The sequence below is a fragment of the Pseudomonas sp. SAR267 genome (assembly GCF_052077595.1).
Lineage (GTDB): Bacteria > Pseudomonadota > Gammaproteobacteria > Pseudomonadales > Pseudomonadaceae > Aquipseudomonas > Aquipseudomonas vlassakiae.
The window spans coordinates 3,944,658-3,962,058 of record NZ_JBQIHU010000001.1 but is presented as its reverse complement, the minus strand read 5'-3'; the positions used below and the strand labels follow the sequence as shown (position 1 = coordinate 3,962,058).

Sequence of the window (17,401 nt, the reverse complement as noted above, 5' to 3'; positions counted from 1 at the left end):
CCTGGGTGTTGCGGGTCCCTGTGGGAGCGGGTTTACCCCCGAAGGGGCCAGAGCAGGCAACACATGAGTCGGCCCTAGACCCTGAAGGCCCCGATCAAACGCTTCAATTCCACTACCTGCGACGAAAGCACCCGGCTGGCATCCTCGGCCTGGCAAGCGCCTTGAGTCGTATCCTGCGACGCCCGGTTGATCGCGACGATGTTGCGGTCGATGTCATGGGCGACCGCCGTCTGCTGCTCCACCGCCGCGGCGATCTGTTGGTTCTGCTCGACAATGCCTCCCACTGCCCCAAGGATGTTGCCCAACGCCTGCTGGACCTGGCGTGCTTCATCCACAGTACCCGCAGCCATCTCATGGCTGCTGTGCATCGCCCGCACCGCCTGCTCCACGCCATCGCGCAGACGCTGAATCATCTGCGCGATCTGCGCGGTGGAGTCCTGGGTACGCCGGGCCAAGGTACGTACTTCATCGGCCACCACAGCAAATCCCCGGCCCTGCTCACCGGCCCGCGCCGCTTCGATGGCGGCGTTCAACGCCAGCAGGTTGGTCTGCTCGGCAATGCTGCGAATCACCTCCAGCACCTGGCCAATGGCCTGGCTGTCATCGGCCAGCCGATTGATTGCCAGCACGGTCTGGTCGATTTCCTCGGCGAGGCGACCGATGCTCTGTTGCTGGCTGGCCACCAAGGTACGGCCGCTGACGCTTTCCAGATTGACCTGCTGGGCGCCGTTGGCCGCCAGCGCGGCACTGCGCGCCACCTCTTGCGCGGTGGCGCTCATCTGGTTCATCGCCGTGGCCACCTGTTCGATCTGTTCACGCTGGCCACTGACCGCCTGATTGCTCCGCGCCGACACCGCCAGCACCTGCCCGGCCTGCTCTTCGACGGCCACCACGGTGCGCCCGACCTGGTCGATCAGGCTGCGGATACGCCGCACGGTTTCGCTGAAACCCTGGCCCAGTTCACCCAGTTCATCACGGCTGTGCGCCTGGAAGCTGACCGTCATGTCGCCCGCCGCCACTTTGTCCATGGCCCCCCCAGGCGGCGCAGGGTTGCCCGGGTCGAGACATAAAAACCGCCGTACAAATACAGGATCAACACGAAAACACCGGCCAGGACCGCGCCCAGGGCAAGCATGCGCAAGCGTTGCTCGGCCAAGCGTTGCTGAAGCTGCGCCTGCAGATGCCCGAGTACGGCATCATTCAGGCGATACGTCTGTGTCATCAGCTCGCTGACCTGCTGATAGAACCCCGGCCATGGGGCATCGAGGGTCTGCGCCACGACCACTTGCTCTTCGAACAACGCCGCGGCCTGTTTGAGTGTCGCCTGGCTGGCTTGCGCTGCGACCTTTAAAGCCGCTGTAGCGCCGGGGTCCGTGGCCAGGGCGTCGTTCAGGCGCAGGGCATAATCTGCCGCAAGACGCTCCAGGCGTTGCAGCACATCTTCGAAACGGGCGCTGCCCGAGGAATCGATGAACCCCCTTCCCAGCGCAATGGCGCCGAGGGCCCTGCCCTCTCCGAGCGTCTGGGTAACCTGCGCCGTGGCGCCCCCGAGCAGTTCGCTCAACTGGCGTACCGAAGCCTGGCGGTCCTGGCTCAAGCCAGCCTGGCTGGCCACCTGCTTGCCCAGCAGCTGGCCCTGGGCCTGCAGCTTGTCGAACAGGGCCGCCTTGCTCTGCAACGAAGACTCTGACCGGGCGGCGACAAATGCCGCAGTCAACTCTTCGAGCTTGTCTGGCGGCACCGCCTCATCGCCTTGCAGCCTGTGCAACTGTGCCTGGAGCTGGTCCTGCAGCGCTGCGATTTGCGTTTCTACATCCCCGGCCTGGCCCGACTGGCCGAGCACGGCATTGATCTGCAACAGGTTGCCCAGCGCTTCCAGGTCGGCGCGCAGGGACAGGCTGTCCGCCAGCGGGGCAATGCCCTGCAACTCGACGCGGGTGGCATGGAACTGATGGTAGGCATCGCGCACCAGATAAAAGCTGGTGGCCAGCATGGGCAGGAAGAACAGGACGCTGATGAGGCTGAACTTCTGGCCGAAGCTCAGCCGATTCATCAATGCGATGGCCGGGTAGAGCAGACGCTTCACGGGCACCTCCATGGATTCTTGTTGTTCTGCAGAGATAGCACTCGGCCACCTGTATAACGCAGATCGAATCGGAGGTTTGTAACTTAAGGTTAATCAACAGCTAGCAGCGCCCTCTTTGTAGGAGCGGCCTTGTGTCGCGAAAGGGCCGCAACGCGGCCCCTGCAATTTGTGCGTTGACGCTGAAAACCTGGGGCTGCTTTGCAGCCCTTTCGCGACACAAGGCCGCTCCTACACCAGCACTGTCCACAGGGCAAACCCTGCATACCACAACACCGCGCAGCGCAGCAGCAAGTCCCACAGGCTGTCCAGCCGCCCCAGGCCGCGTTGTGGGTCTTGTTCCCTGGGGTTGTCATCGGCAACGTCATCGGCGATGCGCCCGACCCTGGCCACCAGGTGCCCGGCGCTGATGTGCCAGTTGAGCAACTCGTGCAGCATCACCCGCATCACCGCAACGAAGTTGCCGACCAGCGCGAAGCTCAGGGTCAGCACGCGTACCGGCAGCCAGTCCATGATGTGCCGCAACTGTTCGGCACGGGCCTTGAGCGCAGGCTGGCGGCTATGCTCGCCCGTCAACGCCAGCAGGCGGTAGGCCAGGGCCGCGCCTGGGCCAAGCACGAAGTACCAGAAGATCACCGCGAAAAAGCTCTGGTAGGCCTGCCACAACAGGTAACCCTGCACACGGACCAGCAAGCTGTGCGGCTCGTCGGCCGCCAGGCCCAGGTCACGTTCGGCCACATGCAGCGCGGCCTGGTCGTCGCCACGCCGCCAGGCATCGCGAAACGGCCCCAGGGAACCCTTGGCATCGCCACGCCCCAGGCTATAGATCAGCACCAGCAGGTGCACCGGCAGGGCCAGCAAGCCATAGGCCACAGGGTCCAGCACGTGCAGCAACAGCACCAGCAGCGCCACCGGTGCCAGCACCAGGACCGCCAGCGTCCACCCGGGATGCACCTTGCCGCTGCGCTCCAGGCGCACCAGCTCGCCCAGGAAGAACCCGTCCCGTTGCACCTGATGGCGCAGGGCAGAAAACTTCTCTATCCACAGCGCCAGTAACAGCACCAGAAAGCTCATGCGTCGTCCTCGTTGTCCTTCACCGCCTTGCGGTAACGCGCCCAGTCGAACGCCGGGCCGGGGTCGGTCTTGCGCACCGGAGCGATATCGCAGTGGCCCTGGATACGGTCAAGGTCGATCACCGGCCAGGCGGCCTGGATCTGCCGGGTCAGATGCTTCAGCACCGCATACTGGGCATCTGTATAGGGCAGGTCGTCGGTACCTTCCAGCTCGATACCGATGGAAAAGTCGTTGCAGCCCTCACGCCCGTCGAAACTGGATACACCGGCATGCCAGGCGCGGTCGAGCAGCGACACGAACTGAGTCACCGCACCGTCGCGTTCGACGAACAGGTGCGCCGACACCGTCAGGTGGCTGATGCTGGCGAAGTACGGGTGTTCATCAGGATCCAGGCGGTTCTGGAAGAATTGCTGCACCTTGCCGCTACCGAAGCAGGCTGGCGGCAGGCTGATGTTGTGGATCACCAGCAGGGAAATCGCTTCACCCTCCGGGCGGGCATTGAAGTTCGGTGAAGGGCAGTGAGTGATTCCGATTCCGTGGAACCAGCCAGTGGCACGGTCCAATTGCATGGGGCAGATCCTGAAAAGCGCCGGTACAGAGCCGCAGTATGCCCTGCGCATGGGCCGCAGTGCATGTGAATGATTGTAATGCCGTCGGCTCAATTCACCTGTTGCTGACGCAGGCCTTCGAGTACGGTTTCCAGGGCCCGCTCGAACAGCAGGCCATCATCCAGCAACCGCGCCTCGCCTCGGCGCAGGGCTTGCGCCAGGCCGACCGTGTTCCATTCGCGCACCTTCATCCCGGTGCGGTTGGCGAAGACCAGCCGGTCGCTGCTGTCGATGCGCGCCACCAGCTTGCAGCGCAGCGGCTCGTCGTCATCGAGCATTTCCACCCAGGTACCGATCCGCAGGCGCTGCACCAGGCGCAGCTCTGGCGCTTGCTCATCGCGTTGAAGCAGCGGTGCGCAGACGGACTCCTCGGCGATGGCCAGCACGATGTCCTCGGCCACCAGCACTTCAGCCAGTTCACCACTGCCGGCTGGCTGGTCGGCCCCCGCGCAGGCACGCAAGTGCAGTTGCTCCAGTTGCAGGAAGAACTCGCGGGTGGCAGCCGAGTCCAGCGCCACGCTGGCCAGGCCGTCACGCAGGGCCTTGAGCAGGCCAGGCACTTGCTGCAACAACACCTGCGGCTGCTGATGCGGGGCGATGCTGGCAAGCAAGGTATCCATTGTCTCCAGCCCCTGCTGCCAGGCTGGGGACGCTTGGCCCTGCTTGAGCCAGGCCATCAACAGTACCTGGCTCCAGGCGTGCACCAGCATGTGCACCACCCCCTGCGGCAGGGTGCGCCCGCGCAGACGCTGGTTGAGCGCTTGCTGCACTTGCTGACGTGCCTGCAAGGCACGGGCGCGTCCTTCTTCAGCATCGCGTGTGCGCTGCTCGAGCAGCTCGTTGCGCCGGCGCTCGTCCTGGCTGAAGGCGAGGAAATCATCGAGCAGCTCGGCGAACAGCATGGTGTCTTCGGTGAAATCGTTGAGCAAGCGCTGGACGATGCGCTCCACGCGCAGATGCAAGCTATCGCGCATGCCTTCGCTGCCGGTTTCCCAGCCGATCGCAGCAGCGGCGATTTCGTTGAGCAGGCGCCGCGCCGGGTGGCTGGCGCGGCTGAACAGGCTTTTGTCCAGCAGCGCTACCTTGAGCAGCGGAATATGCAAGCGAACGATCAGTGCGCGCAGGCTCTGCGGCAGGTTGTCGTCGGCAGCGATGCAGGCGAACAGCAGGCCGACCAGGTTGATCGTGTCCTCGTCGGCGCAGGCGATGCGCCGGCGGGTGCCACTGCGCACGCTGACCCGCAGCAGCAGCTGTTCAAGCTGCTGGTCCAGGTCGAAGTCGTCATCGTCGGTCGTTGCCGGCACGTAGTGCTGCAGGTGCGAAAGCAGGCGCAGCAGGTCGGCAGTACTGATCGGCTGGGCGGCGGTGGCGGCTTGCAGGCGAGGAGCAACACGGCCTCTGCAGGGGGCCAGCAGCCCTTCCAGCGACCGCATGAAAGCCTGCCCGGCACTGTCAGCGCCCATCGCATCGGCCTCGAGGTTGGCCGACACGCGTCGTGTACCCAGGCGGCGGTCCTCGGCGCGCCGCCGCGGTGCCGCCTGCAGCTCGGGCATCACGCCCGCAGCGGCCAGCAACTGGTTGGCTTCTGCATAAAGCACGTCGACGTCACGCAGCACATAACGCTCGAACAGCTTCAGGAGAATCAGCTTGACCCGCAGGCCGACGCCCAAGTTGCGCCCGGCATCGAGGAAGTAACCACACAGTGCAGCAGGCCCGAACGGGTTCTGCTGTTCGTCGAAGCTGCGCAAGAGCAGGCATTGCAAACGCTGGCCCAATTGCTCGAGGGCGACGCCGTCGCGCGACAGCACGCGGGCAACCATGCCATCGACAGCAGCGGTACGCTCCTTTTGCGCTTTGGTTTTCGCCGCCATCTGGCCCAGCGGGTCGAACTGGCCGATCCGGGCGAAGGTGTCGTAGAAGATGTCGAGAAAGCCGCGTTCGATGTGCTTGCGCTTCAGGCGCAGGTCGCGCATGGCCTCGAAGTAGAGGTTCTGGTCGAACCGGTCCACCGCCCGATCGGCCATTTCGAACAGCGTATCGTCGGCATTGTCGAACAGCGCCTGCAAGCCCTGACGCATTTGCAGCGCGGCCTTGTCACGCACCTGCAGGAGCAACACCGGGAGGCAAGGCAAAGGCGTGCGAGCGCCCCGATCGATGGCGGCCGAGAGGGGCACCACCTTGCCTTCTTTTTGCATCCCGGACTCCTTGCTGGGTGACGTAATCGATACGGCGAGAAATCGTCAAAGCTATGACGCCAAATGTTGGGCGCCATTATCGATAAAAATGCCGAAAGCTGCCAGCACTCTTCACTGGCCGATTAATGACCGCGGTTTCAGGCAAATGCTCACGCGGCCTGACCAAAGGTCGCCCGCACGGCAGTTGTACACGGCGCCGCCCCCCTGCCCTATAATCGCCGGCACCTAGCTTGTGGAGCCGACCATGCCGAACCTACGCCTTGCCGACCTGACCGCCGAGATCGAAGCCAATGTGCGCCGCGCACTGCTGGAAGACATCGGCAGTGGCGACATTACCGCGCAGCTGATCCCGGCCGAGCGCCTGGCCAAGGCCACCATCATCACCCGCGAAGACTGCGTGATCGCCGGCACCGCCTGGGTCGATGCCGTGTTCCGTCAGCTCGACCCGCGCGTGGCGGTGCACTGGCAGGTTGCCGATGGCGAGCGCGCCACCGCCAATCAGCCGCTGTTCCACCTCGAGGGCCCCGCACGTTCGCTGCTCAGCGGCGAGCGCAGCGCGCTGAACTTCCTGCAGCTGCTGTCGGGTGTGGCCACTCGCGCGCGCTTGCTCGCCGACCTGGTCGAAGGCACCCAGGTGCAGCTGCTCGACACCCGCAAGACCCTGCCGGGCCTGCGCCTGGCGCAGAAGTACGCGGTCACCTGCGGCGGTTGCCACAACCATCGCATCGGCCTGTACGATGCCTTCCTGATCAAGGAAAACCACATTGCCGCCAGCGGTGGCGTGGCCGAAGCCGTGGCCGCAGCGCACCGCATCGCCCCCGGCAAGCCGGTGGAAATCGAAGTGGAAAGCCTGGATGAACTGCGCCAGGCGCTGAATGCGGGCGCGGACATCATCATGCTCGACGAGCTGACTCTGGACGAGATGCGCGAGGCTGTGCGTATCACCGCGGGCAAGGCCAAGCTGGAAGCCAGTGGCGGGGTCAACGAAACCACCCTGCGGGTGATTGCCGAGACCGGCGTCGACTACATCTCGATTGGCGCCATGACCAAGGATGTGAAGGCCGTGGACTTGTCGATGCGACTGAGCCTGTGAGCGAATCGCAGGCATGAAAAAACCGGCCAATTGGCCGGTTTTTTGTGGGGGCGCTTTGCGCCCCTGGCGATATCAGCTTAGAACGAGGCGTTGGCCAGGCCGTCCAGGTAACGCTCGACGTCCAGTGCCGCCATGCAGCCAGCGCCAGCCGAGGTGATGGCCTGACGGTAAACGTGGTCGGCCACGTCGCCCGCAGCGAATACACCTTCGACGTTGGTGGCGGTGGCGTTGCCTTCACGGCCGCCGTTGACCACCAGGTAGCCGTCCTTGAGGGTCAGCTGGCCTTCGAACAGCGAGGTGTTCGGGGTGTGGCCAATGGCGATGAACACGCCGTCGACCTTGATTTCGTCGCTGCTGCCGTCGTTGTTCTTCAGGCGCGCACCGGTCACACCCATGTTGTCACCCAGCACTTCATCCAGGGTGGCGTTGAGCTTGAGCTCGATCTTGCCTTCGGCGACACGGGCGTTGAGCTTGTCGACCAGGATCTTCTCGGCGCGGAAGGTTTCACGGCGGTGCACCAAGGTCACCTTGCTGGCGATGTTGGCCAGGTACAGGGCTTCTTCCACGGCAGTGTTGCCGCCGCCGACCACGGCGACCGGCTTGTTGCGGTAGAAGAAACCGTCGCAGGTGGCGCAGGCCGAAACGCCCTTGCCCATGAACGCTTCTTCCGACGGCAGGCCCAGGTAACGGGCGCTGGCGCCAGTGGCGATGATCAGTGCATCGCAGGTGTACTGGCCGCTGTCACCCACCAGGGTGAACGGCTTTTTGGCCAGGTCGACGGCATTGATGTGGTCGAAGACGATCTCGGTCTCGAAACGCTCGGCATGTTCCTGCATGCGCTGCATCAGGGCCGGGCCGGTCAGGCCATGGGGGTCACCCGGCCAGTTGTCGACTTCGGTGGTGGTGGTCAGCTGGCCACCCGCCTGCATGCCGGTGATCAGCAGTGGCTTGAGGTTGGCGCGGGCGGCGTAGACCGCAGCGCTGTAACCGGCAGGGCCGGAACCGAGGATGATGACGCGCGAATGACGTACTTCAGACATGTCGAACTCCTGTCGGGCGGGCCACAAGGGCCGCCAGCTGGAAATTAAAAAGGACCCACGCAGCACTTGGGGAAGGCTACAACGCGCAGGCCCGGAAAGCGGAAAGTTGAGCGCACTGTAGCGAGGTGGCAGAGAGTAAGGAAATATCCTTCGACAATCCACCTCATAGGCATCCTCTATCTGGCAAATTCAGCTCGGCCAACGGCACTGCCCCATTTGTTACAGCCGGTTTCTTCATGTGCGCCTGCCTTTCGTCGGCGCGGCAAACTCGGTAAGGTCAGCGCGTTTTCCCTTCTCTGCGGAGTGTCCCGATGCAAGCCCATGTCCTCTCCGGCCCCCAGTACCTGCGCGAAGGCCTGAAACTGGTGCTGAGCCCCAACCTGCGGATGTTCGTGCTGCTGCCGCTGGCGATCAACCTGCTGCTGTTTGGCGGCCTGATCTACTTCGCCGGCCACGAGTTCAGCCTGTGGCTCGACGCCCTGATGCCGACCCTGCCAAGCTGGCTGAGCTTCCTTTCCTACATTCTATGGCCACTGTTCGTCGCCTTGCTGGTGCTGATGGTGTTCTTCACCTTCACCCTGGTGGCCAACGTGATCGCTGCGCCGTTCAATGGCTTTCTCGCGGAAAAGGTCGAAGTGGTGGTGCGCGGCCAGGACCCGTTTCCGGCGTTCAGCTGGGGTGAGCTGGTGGCCATGGTGCCACGCACCTTCGGCCGCGAGATGCGCAAGCTCGGCTATTTCCTGCCACGGGCCATTGGTCTGTTCATCCTGTCGCTGATCCCGGTGGTCAACGTGATCGCCGCACCGCTGTGGCTGGTGTTCGGCGTGTGGATGATGGCCATCCAGTACATCGACTACCCGGCGGACAACAACAAGATGAGCTGGCAGGACATGCTCGCCTGGCTGCGGCAGAAACGCTGGCAGTCGATGGGGTTTGGCGGGATTACCTACCTGGCGTTGCTCATTCCGGGGGTGAACGTGCTGATGATGCCGGCGGCAGTGGCGGGGGCTACGTTGTTCTGGGTGCGCGAGCGCAACTAATCGAGCGAGGGGCTGCCGACAGCCCCTTACACAGCGTTCTATTCAAATCAGAAGTTCGAAAACTGGGCATCACGACTTCCACATGCCCAGGGCCCATGAAATGCAGCCGTGTAAACAGGCCAGGCGGTATATAAATATGAAGATACATTCAAGCGCATGCTGAAAATGGATCCGAACGTCTGATCTAAAAACTTTCGACATAAGGCTCTGCTTGTTACTTCAATCAGCAGCCACTTTATTTAGGCGTTGATCCTGTCGGCGGTAGTGCGTAGCAGATATGTAACACCTGCATCAGCTCTGTTCGAACTCCAATGTGCCCAAGGCCGCACCGTCGTGGCCTTCAAACCACTGGAGATCAAAGATGGAATTCACAGACGTCAAATCGAAAGACTTCATTGAACTTGCAGCAATCCCAGAACAAGATCAGGTCAAAAAAATCGCCGAGCAGCGAGTAAAGTGGCGGCTGCGTGAGGCTCTGCAAGCCAATGGCATTCATGAGCCAATCGAGAACTTGCACTGCGTCACCGTGCAAACCTACTGCGACACGCCCCACTACGACCTATCACTGGTGGACCGTCTGGTCGATGCAGTAGTGGATAATAAAGCCCCCATTATCGGCCCTGGCGAATGTATCTACACCAATCGTCTTGGGGCTTGGAAGGATGTTCGTGAGGACTTCGATCGGGCAGCTGTCCAAAACGCAGTCTCGACCGTCTACCAGCACATCAAGCAAACCGAACAGGCCGATTGACCTTCACCCTGAGCAAAGGGCCAGCCTGGGCCCTTTGCCCTCTTGAGCCGTTATCAGTGGCTCAGCTGGCTGGAAAACTGCCCCACCGCATCCACCACCTTCTTCGCCCCCTCCTGGATCTCGACGATCACCCCACCGGTATCCGCGGCCAACGCCAGCCCCTGTTCGGCCTGGCGCTTGCTGGTGTCGATGATGTCTACCGCCGCCTGGGCGAGCTGTTCGTTCTGCTGCACCACCTTGGCGATCTCTTCGGTGGCGCTGCTGGTGCGCGACGCCAGCTGACGCACTTCGTCGGCGACCACAGCGAAGCCACGGCCCTGCTCGCCGGCACGGGCGGCTTCGATGGCGGCGTTGAGCGCCAGCAGGTTGGTCTGCCCGGCGATGTCGCTGATGGTCTTGATGATGGCGCCAATCACCTTGGACTGCCGGTCCAGAGCCTGGATGCCGTCGGCTGCATCCTGCATGGAGCCTTCCAGCCCACGCATCACGTCGACGGTCTGAGTCACCACATCGGTGGCTTTGCGGGCGCTGTTGTCGGTTTCCAGGGAGGTGTTGTAGGCAATGTCGGCAGCCTGGGCTACGGCCAGCTCCTGATTGACCTGTTCGGTGATCACGGTGGCGAACTTGACCACCTTGTACAGCACGTCATGGGCATCGAAGATCGGGTTGTAGGAAGCCTCCAGCCAGATGGTGCGCCCATGGGCGTCGATCCGCTTGAAGCGATCGGCCACGTACTCGCCCCGGCGTAGCCTGTCCCAGAACGCCTGGTAAGCTGTCGAATTGACTTCAGCCGGCTCACAGAACATGCGGTGATGCTTGCCACGCACCTGCTCGAGGCTGTAGCCCACCGTCTGCAGGAAGCGGTCGTTGGCGGTCAACACCTCGCCGTCGAGGTTGAACTCGATCACCGCGGTGGAGCGCATCAGCGCCTTGATCAGGCTCTCGTGCTCACGCGAGGTCTCGATGGTGCGGGTCAGGTCGCTGGAGTGCATGGAAAAATGCCTGATCCGCCCGTCGACAGTCTTTACCGGCTGCAGGATGGAGCGCAGCCAGGCTTCTTCACCATTGCCGCGCAGCAGGCGGAACGCGCCATTGAGGTGCTCGCCACGGGTAATGGCGTTTTTCATGCGCTGGTAGAAGTCGAGCTTCTTCACGTGGGTCGGCACGATCTCTTCAATGTTGCGCCCAATCAATTGCTCGGCACGGTAGAGCATCTCGCTCTCGAAATTGCCGTTGACCTGCTCGATGCGCCCCTGGGGGTCGAGCTGCAGCACCAGCATCTCGCTGTCGAGGCTGCTTTTGACCTGCTCGACGGCCATCAGCTCTTCGCGCAGTTGCTGGATTTCTTTCTTGAGCTTGCTGTTGAACATCACCGCACTCCCGGAGCGCATCAGACCGATTCGGATGCATCTTCATCGGCTGCGCCGCGAGCGGCTTGAGCGCGCTGCAAAGAAATATTCACACACGACAAACAGCCGAAAATCGGCCGTCATCTGCGCGTCACAAGGCTGTCATGTGAGCGCAATGCAGCAGGCGGACACTTTTTCTCATGAATACACCTGCCCTACGCATTTGCCTTGTCAGCGAAACCTTCCCACCCGAAATCAACGGCGTGGCCAATACCCTTGGCCGCCTCAGCGAAGGTTTGCGACAGCGTGGCCACCAGGTGGAGATCGTGCGCCCACGGCAAGCCAACGAGGTACAGGCGGATGATGACCAGGGGCTATTGCTCTGCCGAGGCTGGGCATTGCCCGGATACCCCGGCCTGCAGTGGGGCGAAGTGTCGATGCACAAGCTGCTGCGCCGCTGGCGCCGGCAACGTCCGGACGTGCTGTACATCGCTACCGAAGGGCCATTGGGCCTCAGCGCCCTGCGCGCCGCGCGGCGCCTGGACGTTGCCGTGGTCAGCGGCTTTCACACCAATTTCCCGCAGTATTCCGGGCAATACGGCCTAGGCCTGCTGGCGCGCCTGCTGACCCACTACCTGCGCTGGTTCCATCGGCGCACCGCCGCCACCCTGGTGCCCAGCGTGAGCCAGCGCCTGGAGCTGGAACGCCGTGGGTTCGAGCGCCTGGCCCTGATGGCCCGGGGCGTGGATGCCGGCCTGTTCAACCCGGCCAAGCGCAGCCAGGCGCTACGGGACAACTGGGGGCTCGACGCGGACGACATCGCTGTGCTGCACGTCGGGCGACTGGCAGCGGAAAAGAACCTGACACTGTTGCAGCCCTGCCTGCAAGCCTTGCAGAACACTCACCCACAGCGGCGCCTGCGCCTGGTGGTGGTGGGTGATGGCCCGCAGCGGGCGGCCCTCGAGCAGCAGATGCCCGATGCGGTGTTCTGCGGCGCCCAGCGCGGCGAAGCGTTGGCCGAACATTACGCCAGCGGCGACCTGTTCCTGTTCCCGAGCCTGACCGAAACCTTTGGCAATGTGGTGCTCGAAGCCATGGCTTCGGGCCTGGCCGTGGTCGCCTACGATGAGGCCGCCGCAGCCCAGCACATCCGCCATGGCCACAGCGGCGCGCTGGCCATGCCTGGCGACCAGTGCGCATTCATCGACGCCGCCTGCTGGCTGCTGGAAGAAAACGAAACCCTGCGCCGAGTGCGCCTGAACGCACGTCAGCACGCCAGCCGCCAAGGCTGGCCGGCGATCGTCGAGCAGTTCGAGTCGCACCTGTTCAATGCCTGTCACACGGCACCTGCCGGCAGCCAGCCGGCAGGCGTCGCGCTGGCGATCAAGCCAAGGTCGTCAACGCCTCGCGGCTGAACGGCAGCACATCCGCTTCACGCCCTTCGCGTACCTTCTGCGCCCATTCGGCATCCACCAGCAGGGCACGGCCAACCGCCACAAGGTCGAACTCTTCATCGCCCAGACGGCGCAGCAAGCCTTCCAGGCTGGCCGGTTTGGCCACCTTGTCGGTAGCGACCATGAACTGCAGGAACTCACCATCGAGCCCTACGCTGCCGACGGTGATGGTCGGTTTGCCCGTGAGCGTGCGGGTCCAGCCGGCCAGGTTCAGCTCGGAGCCTTCGAACTCTGGCTCCCAGAAGCGTCGGGTCGAGCAGTGGAAAATATCCACACCGGCCGCCGACAGCGGTTCAAGGAACGCCGCCAGTGCTTGCGGGGTTTCCACCAAGCGTGCGCTGTAGTCCTGCTGCTTCCACTGCGAGAAACGGAAGATGATCGGGAAGTCCGGCCCCACGGCAGCGCGCACGGCCTGGATCAGCTCGATGGCGAAGCGCGAACGGGCGGCCAGGTCACCGCCATATTCGTCGCTGCGACGGTTGCTGGCGTCCCAGAAGAACTGGTCGATGAGGTAGCCGTGGGCGCCATGGATCTCCACGCCATCCATGCCGATGGCCTTGGCATCGCGGGCCGCCTGGGCGAACGCGGCGATTACCTCGCGAATATCGTCACGGGTCATGCCATGCACCAGCACCTGGCCGTCCTTGACCTTCTCGCTCGGCCCGTACCCTGGCACGTTGGCGTCCGGCTCGGTGCCCAGGCGGCGTACCATGCCCACATGCCACAGCTGCGGCACGATACGGCCCCCTTCGGCATGAACGGCGTCGACCACCTGCTTCCAGCCTGCCAGGGCATCCTCACCGTGGAAGCGCGGCACATTGGGGTAACCGTTGGCTGCCCTGTGCCCGACCGTGGTGCCCTCGGTGATGATCAGCCCCACGCCTGCTGCGGCACGACGCCGGTAGTACTCGACCACGCCAGCGTGCGGCACGCCGCCGGGGCAGAAGGTACGGGTCATGGGCGCCATGACGACACGGCTCGGCAACTCGAGCGCGCCGAGGGTGAAGGGTTGGAACAAGGGGTTGCTGGACATGGGGCGCTTCCGTCTGCGGGAGGAGATGCGCCTGAGGTTAGGGGCAGCGCGGAGCTTGGCCCAGCATTATTGATCTGGGTGATTCTGGGCTATCGCCGGGGGTGCTTTACCCCCGGCAGACAGGTCACTTCAGTGCATTCTCGATGGCCTGCACCACCGTTGGATCATCCGGTGCGGTACGCGGCGCAAAACGCGCCAGCACCCGCCCATCCTTGCCCACCAGGAATTTCTCGAAGTTCCAGGTGATGTCACCCGGGAATTCCGCCCCCTCGCCCGCCAGCAAACGGTACAGCTGATGGCGGTCATGGCCGTTGACCTCAAGCTTGGCACCCAGCGGGAAACTCACGCCGTAGTTCAGCCTGCAGAACTCCTGGATTTCCTTTTCGCTGCCCGGCTCCTGGCCGGCGAACTGGTTGCAAGGAAGGCCCAGGACATTGAAGCCCCTGCCCTTGAACTGCTGCTGCAGCTTTTCCAGCGAGGCGTATTGCGGCGTCAGGCCACACTTGGAAGCGACATTGACCACCAGCACTACCTGGCCCTTGAACGGCGCCAGGGGCAGGTCCTCGCCGTTCAGCGCCTTCAACGTCAGGTCGTGAAATGCACTCATGATGATCCCCTTCAGGTTGCCGGTTGCCGCAGGAGGCGAACAGCGCCCACTAAAAAGGCGTTCTTGCAAGCCGCGCACCTCCCGTTGGGGAGGCATGCCGGCTTGTCCGAGCGCCTGGCGACTTTCTGAGCTTAGCGCAGAAAATCAGTGGTGATGGCCACCTTCACCGTGGATGTGACGGTGAGCGATTTCTTCTTCGCTGGCGTCACGCACGTCGACAACCTTGACCTTGAAGTTCAGGCGCTGGCCAGCCAGTGGGTGGTTGCCGTCGACAGTGATGTCGTCGCCGTCGATGTCGCGGATGGTGACGATCTGCATCTGGCCGTCCGGCGCCGAAGCGTGGAACTGCATGCCGACCTCCAGTTGGTCGACACCTTCGAACAGGCTGCGGTTCAGGGTGCTCACCAGCTCGGCCAGGTATTCGCCGTAGGCGTCTTCCGGCTCGATGGCAACGTCCAGCTCGTCACCGGCTTGCTTGCCTTCCAGGGCTTTTTCCAGGCCTGGAATGATGTTGGCGGCACCGTGCAGGTAAACCAGCGGCGCACCGCCGGCGGAGCTGTCGATGGTCTCCCCGGCGTCGTTGGTCAGGGTATAGTCGATGGAGACAGCCTTGTTGGCGGCGATCAGCATGGGGCAAGACCTTTTGCAAAAGTATGTAGAGCGGACAAGTGTAACCAAGGCATCGCCCGATTGCGACCGCAGCGCAGACGAGGGGCGACCCATCAGTCGGATCACCGGCTTCCACCAGGACGAGGAAAGCCACTGGGTAGTCGAGCTGTCTTGCGGCCATACCCAGCACCTGCGCCACCAGCCACCGTGGCAGGCACGCCCGTGGGTGCTCGACGCCGCGCAGCGTGCCGAGCGCATCGGCCAGCCATTCGCTTGCGGCTGGTGCGCACAGGGGGTCGATAGCGCTACCCTTGGCCGTTGATTCCTTGCACCGCTTATTTCGAGAAGCACGCATGCAGACATTTTTCATTGCGCCGACCGACTTTGGTGTCGGCCTGACCTCCATCAGCCTGGGCCTGGTCCGCACTCTGGAGCGCGCCGGCCTCAAGGTCGGCTTCTTCAAGCCGATCGCCCAGCCTCACCCCGGCGACACGGGCCCCGAGCGCTCCACCGAACTGGTCGCCCGTACCCACGGCATCAAGCCTCCGGTACCACTGAGCCTGGCCCATGTCGAGCGCATGCTCGGCGAGGGCCAGCTGGACGAGTTGCTCGAAGAAATCATCCGCCTGTACCAGCAGGCCTGCATTGGCAACGACGTGGTGGTGGTCGAGGGCATGGTGCCGACGCGCCATGCCAGCTATGCGGCGCGGGTCAACCTGCACCTGGCCAAGAGCCTCGATGCCGAAGTGATCCTGGTCTCGGCACCGGAAAACGAAGTGCTCAGCGAATTGTCCGGGCGGGTCGAACTGCAGGCCCAACTGTTCGGTGGCCCACGCGACCCGAAAGTACTGGGGGTGATCCTCAACAAGGTACGCACCGACGAGAGCATGGCCGACTTCGCCACCCGCCTGCGCGAACACTCGCCGCTGCTGCGTGGCAACGACTTCCGCCTGCTCGGCTGCATTCCCTACCAGCCTGAGCTGAACGCCCCGCGCACCCGCGACGTGGCCGAGCTGCTTGGTGCCCAGGTACTCAATGCCGGCGACTATGAGCAGCGGCGGATGAACAAGATCATCATCTGCGCCCGCACCGTGGCCAATACCGTACCGCTGCTGACACCGGGCACCCTGGTGGTGACCCCGGGCGATCGCGACGACATCATCCTGGCGGTGAGCCTGGCCGCGATCAACGGCGTACCCCTGGCCGGCCTGCTGCTGACCAGTGACAGCAAGCCCGATGCGCGCATCCTCGGCCTGTGCCGTGGCGCCCTGCAGGCCGGCTTGCCGATTCTGTCGGTCAGCACCGGCTCCTACGACACTGCCAACCTGCTCAACTCGCTGAACCGCGAAATCCCGGTGGACGACCGTGACCGCGCCGAATTCATCACCGACTTCGTTGCCAGCCACCTGGACGCCGCCTGGCTGCACCAGCGCTGCGGTACGCCACGGGAAATGCGCCTGTCGCCCGCGGTGTTCCGCTACCAGCTGATCCAGCGGGCGCAACAGGCCAACAAGCGCATCGTCCTGCCGGAGGGCGCCGAGCCGCTGCTGGTGCAGGCTGCAGCGATCTGCCAGGCGCGCGGCATCGCCCGTTGCGTGCTGCTGGCCAAGCCTGAGGCAGTCGAAGCCGTGGCCCGTGCCCAGGGCATCACCCTGCCGGCGGACCTGGAGATACTCGACCCCGAGCTGATTCGCGGGCGCTATGTCGAGCCAATGGTCAACCTGCGCAAGAGCAAGAACCTCAATGCGCCCATGGCTGAACAGCAGCTGGAAGACCCGGTGGTGGTCGGCACCATGATGCTGGCCCTGGACGAGGTCGATGGCCTGGTCTCGGGGCTGGTGCACTCCACCGCCAACACCATTCGCCCTGCCCTGCAGCTGATCAAGACCGCACCCGGCGCCAGCCTGGTGTCGTCGGTGTTCTTCATGCTGTTCCCCGAGCAGGTGCTGGTGTACGGCGACTGCGTGATGAACCCGCACCCCAGCGCCAGCGAACTGGCCGAGATCGCCCGGCAGAGCGCCGAATCGGCACAGGCCTTCGGTATCGCACCGCGGGTAGCGATGATCAGCTACTCCAGTGATTCGGCCAGTGACGAGGAAGTGGAGAAAGTGCGCGAAGCCACGCGCCTGGCGCAGGCGGCGGAGCAGGGGCTGCTGATCGACGGGCCGCTGCAGTACGACGCCGCCGCCAATCCGCAAGTCGCTCTGCAGCTGGCCCCTCACAGCCAGGTGGCCGGGCGGGCGACGGTGTTCGTGTTCCCTGACCTGAACACCGGCAATACCACCCACAAGGCGGTGCAGCGCAGCACTGACGGGGTCAGCCTGGGGCCGATGCTGCAGGGGCTGCGCAAGCCGGTGAACGACTTGCCACGCGGGGCGCAGGTGGACGATATCGTGCATACCATCGCCCTGACGGCGATTCAGGCCAGCAGCATCCGCTGAAACGCAAAAGGGCAGACCGTCACC

At 63.8% G+C, this 17,401-nt stretch carries 15 protein-coding genes and 2 pseudogenes; 6 read left to right on the top strand and 11 right to left on the bottom strand.

Annotated features, from left to right (window positions below; genetic code table 11):
* Window positions 1-74 precede the first annotated feature (74 nt).
* The 5 genes from ACTORR_RS18650 to ACTORR_RS18630 all read right to left on the bottom strand — a co-directional run bounded on the left by ACTORR_RS18650 (window position 75) and on the right by ACTORR_RS18630 (window position 5,960).
* Window positions 75-779 carry a methyl-accepting chemotaxis protein gene (locus ACTORR_RS18650; RefSeq protein WP_371263271.1) on the bottom strand — a complete coding sequence of 235 codons (705 nt, stop codon included), beginning with the start codon at window positions 777-779 and terminating at the stop codon, window positions 75-77.
* Window positions 780-1,000: 221 nt separating this feature from the next.
* Complete coding sequence (locus ACTORR_RS18645) at window positions 1,001-2,086, bottom strand: hypothetical protein (protein WP_409520998.1); 1,086 nt, start codon at window positions 2,084-2,086, stop codon at window positions 1,001-1,003.
* Between the two features lie 228 nt (window positions 2,087-2,314).
* Complete coding sequence (gene ampE, locus ACTORR_RS18640) at window positions 2,315-3,157, bottom strand: regulatory signaling modulator protein AmpE (protein ID WP_313364330.1); 843 nt, start codon at window positions 3,155-3,157, stop codon at window positions 2,315-2,317.
* Window positions 3,154-3,726, bottom strand: a complete 573-nt coding sequence (ampD, locus tag ACTORR_RS18635; protein ID WP_054887510.1) for a 1,6-anhydro-N-acetylmuramyl-L-alanine amidase AmpD — start codon at window positions 3,724-3,726, stop codon at window positions 3,154-3,156. Before ampD ends, ampE begins: the two co-directional genes overlap by 4 nt.
* Window positions 3,727-3,815: 89 nt before the next feature.
* Window positions 3,816-5,960 carry a DUF1631 domain-containing protein gene (locus ACTORR_RS18630; RefSeq protein ID WP_262109866.1) on the bottom strand — a complete coding sequence of 715 codons (2,145 nt, stop codon included), beginning with the start codon at window positions 5,958-5,960 and terminating at the stop codon, window positions 3,816-3,818.
* 244 nt (window positions 5,961-6,204) lie between these two features.
* Between ACTORR_RS18630 and nadC the strand changes: the two genes are divergently transcribed.
* The gene (gene nadC / locus ACTORR_RS18625) at window positions 6,205-7,053 is read left to right on the top strand and encodes a carboxylating nicotinate-nucleotide diphosphorylase (protein ID WP_283723972.1); all 849 of its coding nucleotides are present in this window, start codon (window positions 6,205-6,207) and stop codon (window positions 7,051-7,053) included.
* Window positions 7,054-7,130: 77 nt separating this feature from the next.
* On the opposite strand, the gene trxB is transcribed toward nadC, so the two are convergent.
* On the bottom strand, window positions 7,131-8,093 hold the full coding sequence (trxB, locus tag ACTORR_RS18620) for a thioredoxin-disulfide reductase (protein WP_054887507.1): 963 nt from the start codon (window positions 8,091-8,093) through the stop codon (window positions 7,131-7,133).
* A gap of 311 nt (window positions 8,094-8,404) precedes the next feature.
* Here trxB and cysZ point away from each other — a divergent pair, with 311 nt between their 5' ends.
* Together cysZ and ACTORR_RS18610 are read left to right on the top strand one after the other, a co-directional pair.
* On the top strand, window positions 8,405-9,133 hold the full coding sequence (gene cysZ / locus ACTORR_RS18615; RefSeq protein ID WP_054887506.1) for a sulfate transporter CysZ: 729 nt from the start codon (window positions 8,405-8,407) through the stop codon (window positions 9,131-9,133).
* Window positions 9,134-9,494: 361 nt separating this feature from the next.
* Window positions 9,495-9,884 carry a hypothetical protein gene (locus tag ACTORR_RS18610; RefSeq protein ID WP_099814251.1) on the top strand — a complete coding sequence of 130 codons (390 nt, stop codon included), beginning with the start codon at window positions 9,495-9,497 and terminating at the stop codon, window positions 9,882-9,884.
* A gap of 53 nt (window positions 9,885-9,937) precedes the next feature.
* Here ACTORR_RS18610 and ACTORR_RS18605 read toward each other — a convergent pair.
* Window positions 9,938-10,366 (bottom strand): annotated as a pseudogene (locus tag ACTORR_RS18605) (methyl-accepting chemotaxis protein); the annotation flags it as partial.
* Between the two features lie 165 nt (window positions 10,367-10,531).
* Window positions 10,532-11,164, bottom strand: a pseudogene (locus tag ACTORR_RS18600) (PAS domain-containing protein); the annotation flags it as partial.
* Between the two features lie 269 nt (window positions 11,165-11,433).
* On the opposite strand from ACTORR_RS18600, the gene ACTORR_RS18595 reads away from it, so the two are divergent.
* Window positions 11,434-12,648, top strand: a complete 1,215-nt coding sequence (locus ACTORR_RS18595) for a glycosyltransferase family 4 protein (protein ID WP_313364332.1) — start codon at window positions 11,434-11,436, stop codon at window positions 12,646-12,648.
* Here ACTORR_RS18595 and ACTORR_RS18590 read toward each other — a convergent pair.
* The 3 genes from ACTORR_RS18590 to ACTORR_RS18580 form a co-directional block, all read right to left on the bottom strand.
* Window positions 12,617-13,720, bottom strand: a complete 1,104-nt coding sequence (locus ACTORR_RS18590) for an NADH:flavin oxidoreductase (RefSeq protein ID WP_054887502.1) — start codon at window positions 13,718-13,720, stop codon at window positions 12,617-12,619. The genes ACTORR_RS18595 and ACTORR_RS18590 overlap by 32 nt on opposite strands.
* A 124-nt stretch (window positions 13,721-13,844) precedes the next feature.
* The gene (locus tag ACTORR_RS18585) at window positions 13,845-14,327 is read right to left on the bottom strand and encodes a glutathione peroxidase (RefSeq protein ID WP_054887501.1); all 483 of its coding nucleotides are present in this window, start codon (window positions 14,325-14,327) and stop codon (window positions 13,845-13,847) included.
* A gap of 144 nt (window positions 14,328-14,471) precedes the next feature.
* Window positions 14,472-14,957, bottom strand: a complete 486-nt coding sequence (locus ACTORR_RS18580; RefSeq protein WP_054887500.1) for an FKBP-type peptidyl-prolyl cis-trans isomerase — start codon at window positions 14,955-14,957, stop codon at window positions 14,472-14,474.
* On the opposite strand from ACTORR_RS18580, the gene ACTORR_RS18575 reads away from it, so the two are divergent.
* Together ACTORR_RS18575 and pta are read left to right on the top strand one after the other, a co-directional pair.
* Window positions 14,956-15,258, top strand: a complete 303-nt coding sequence (locus ACTORR_RS18575) for a DUF3565 domain-containing protein (RefSeq protein WP_313364333.1) — start codon at window positions 14,956-14,958, stop codon at window positions 15,256-15,258. The genes ACTORR_RS18580 and ACTORR_RS18575 overlap by 2 nt on opposite strands.
* A gap of 31 nt (window positions 15,259-15,289) precedes the next feature.
* Window positions 15,290-17,377 (top strand): phosphate acetyltransferase, encoded by a 2,088-nt coding sequence (gene pta, locus ACTORR_RS18570; RefSeq protein WP_054887498.1) that lies wholly within the window; start codon window positions 15,290-15,292, stop codon window positions 17,375-17,377.
* Window positions 17,378-17,401: the final 24 nt, after the last annotated feature.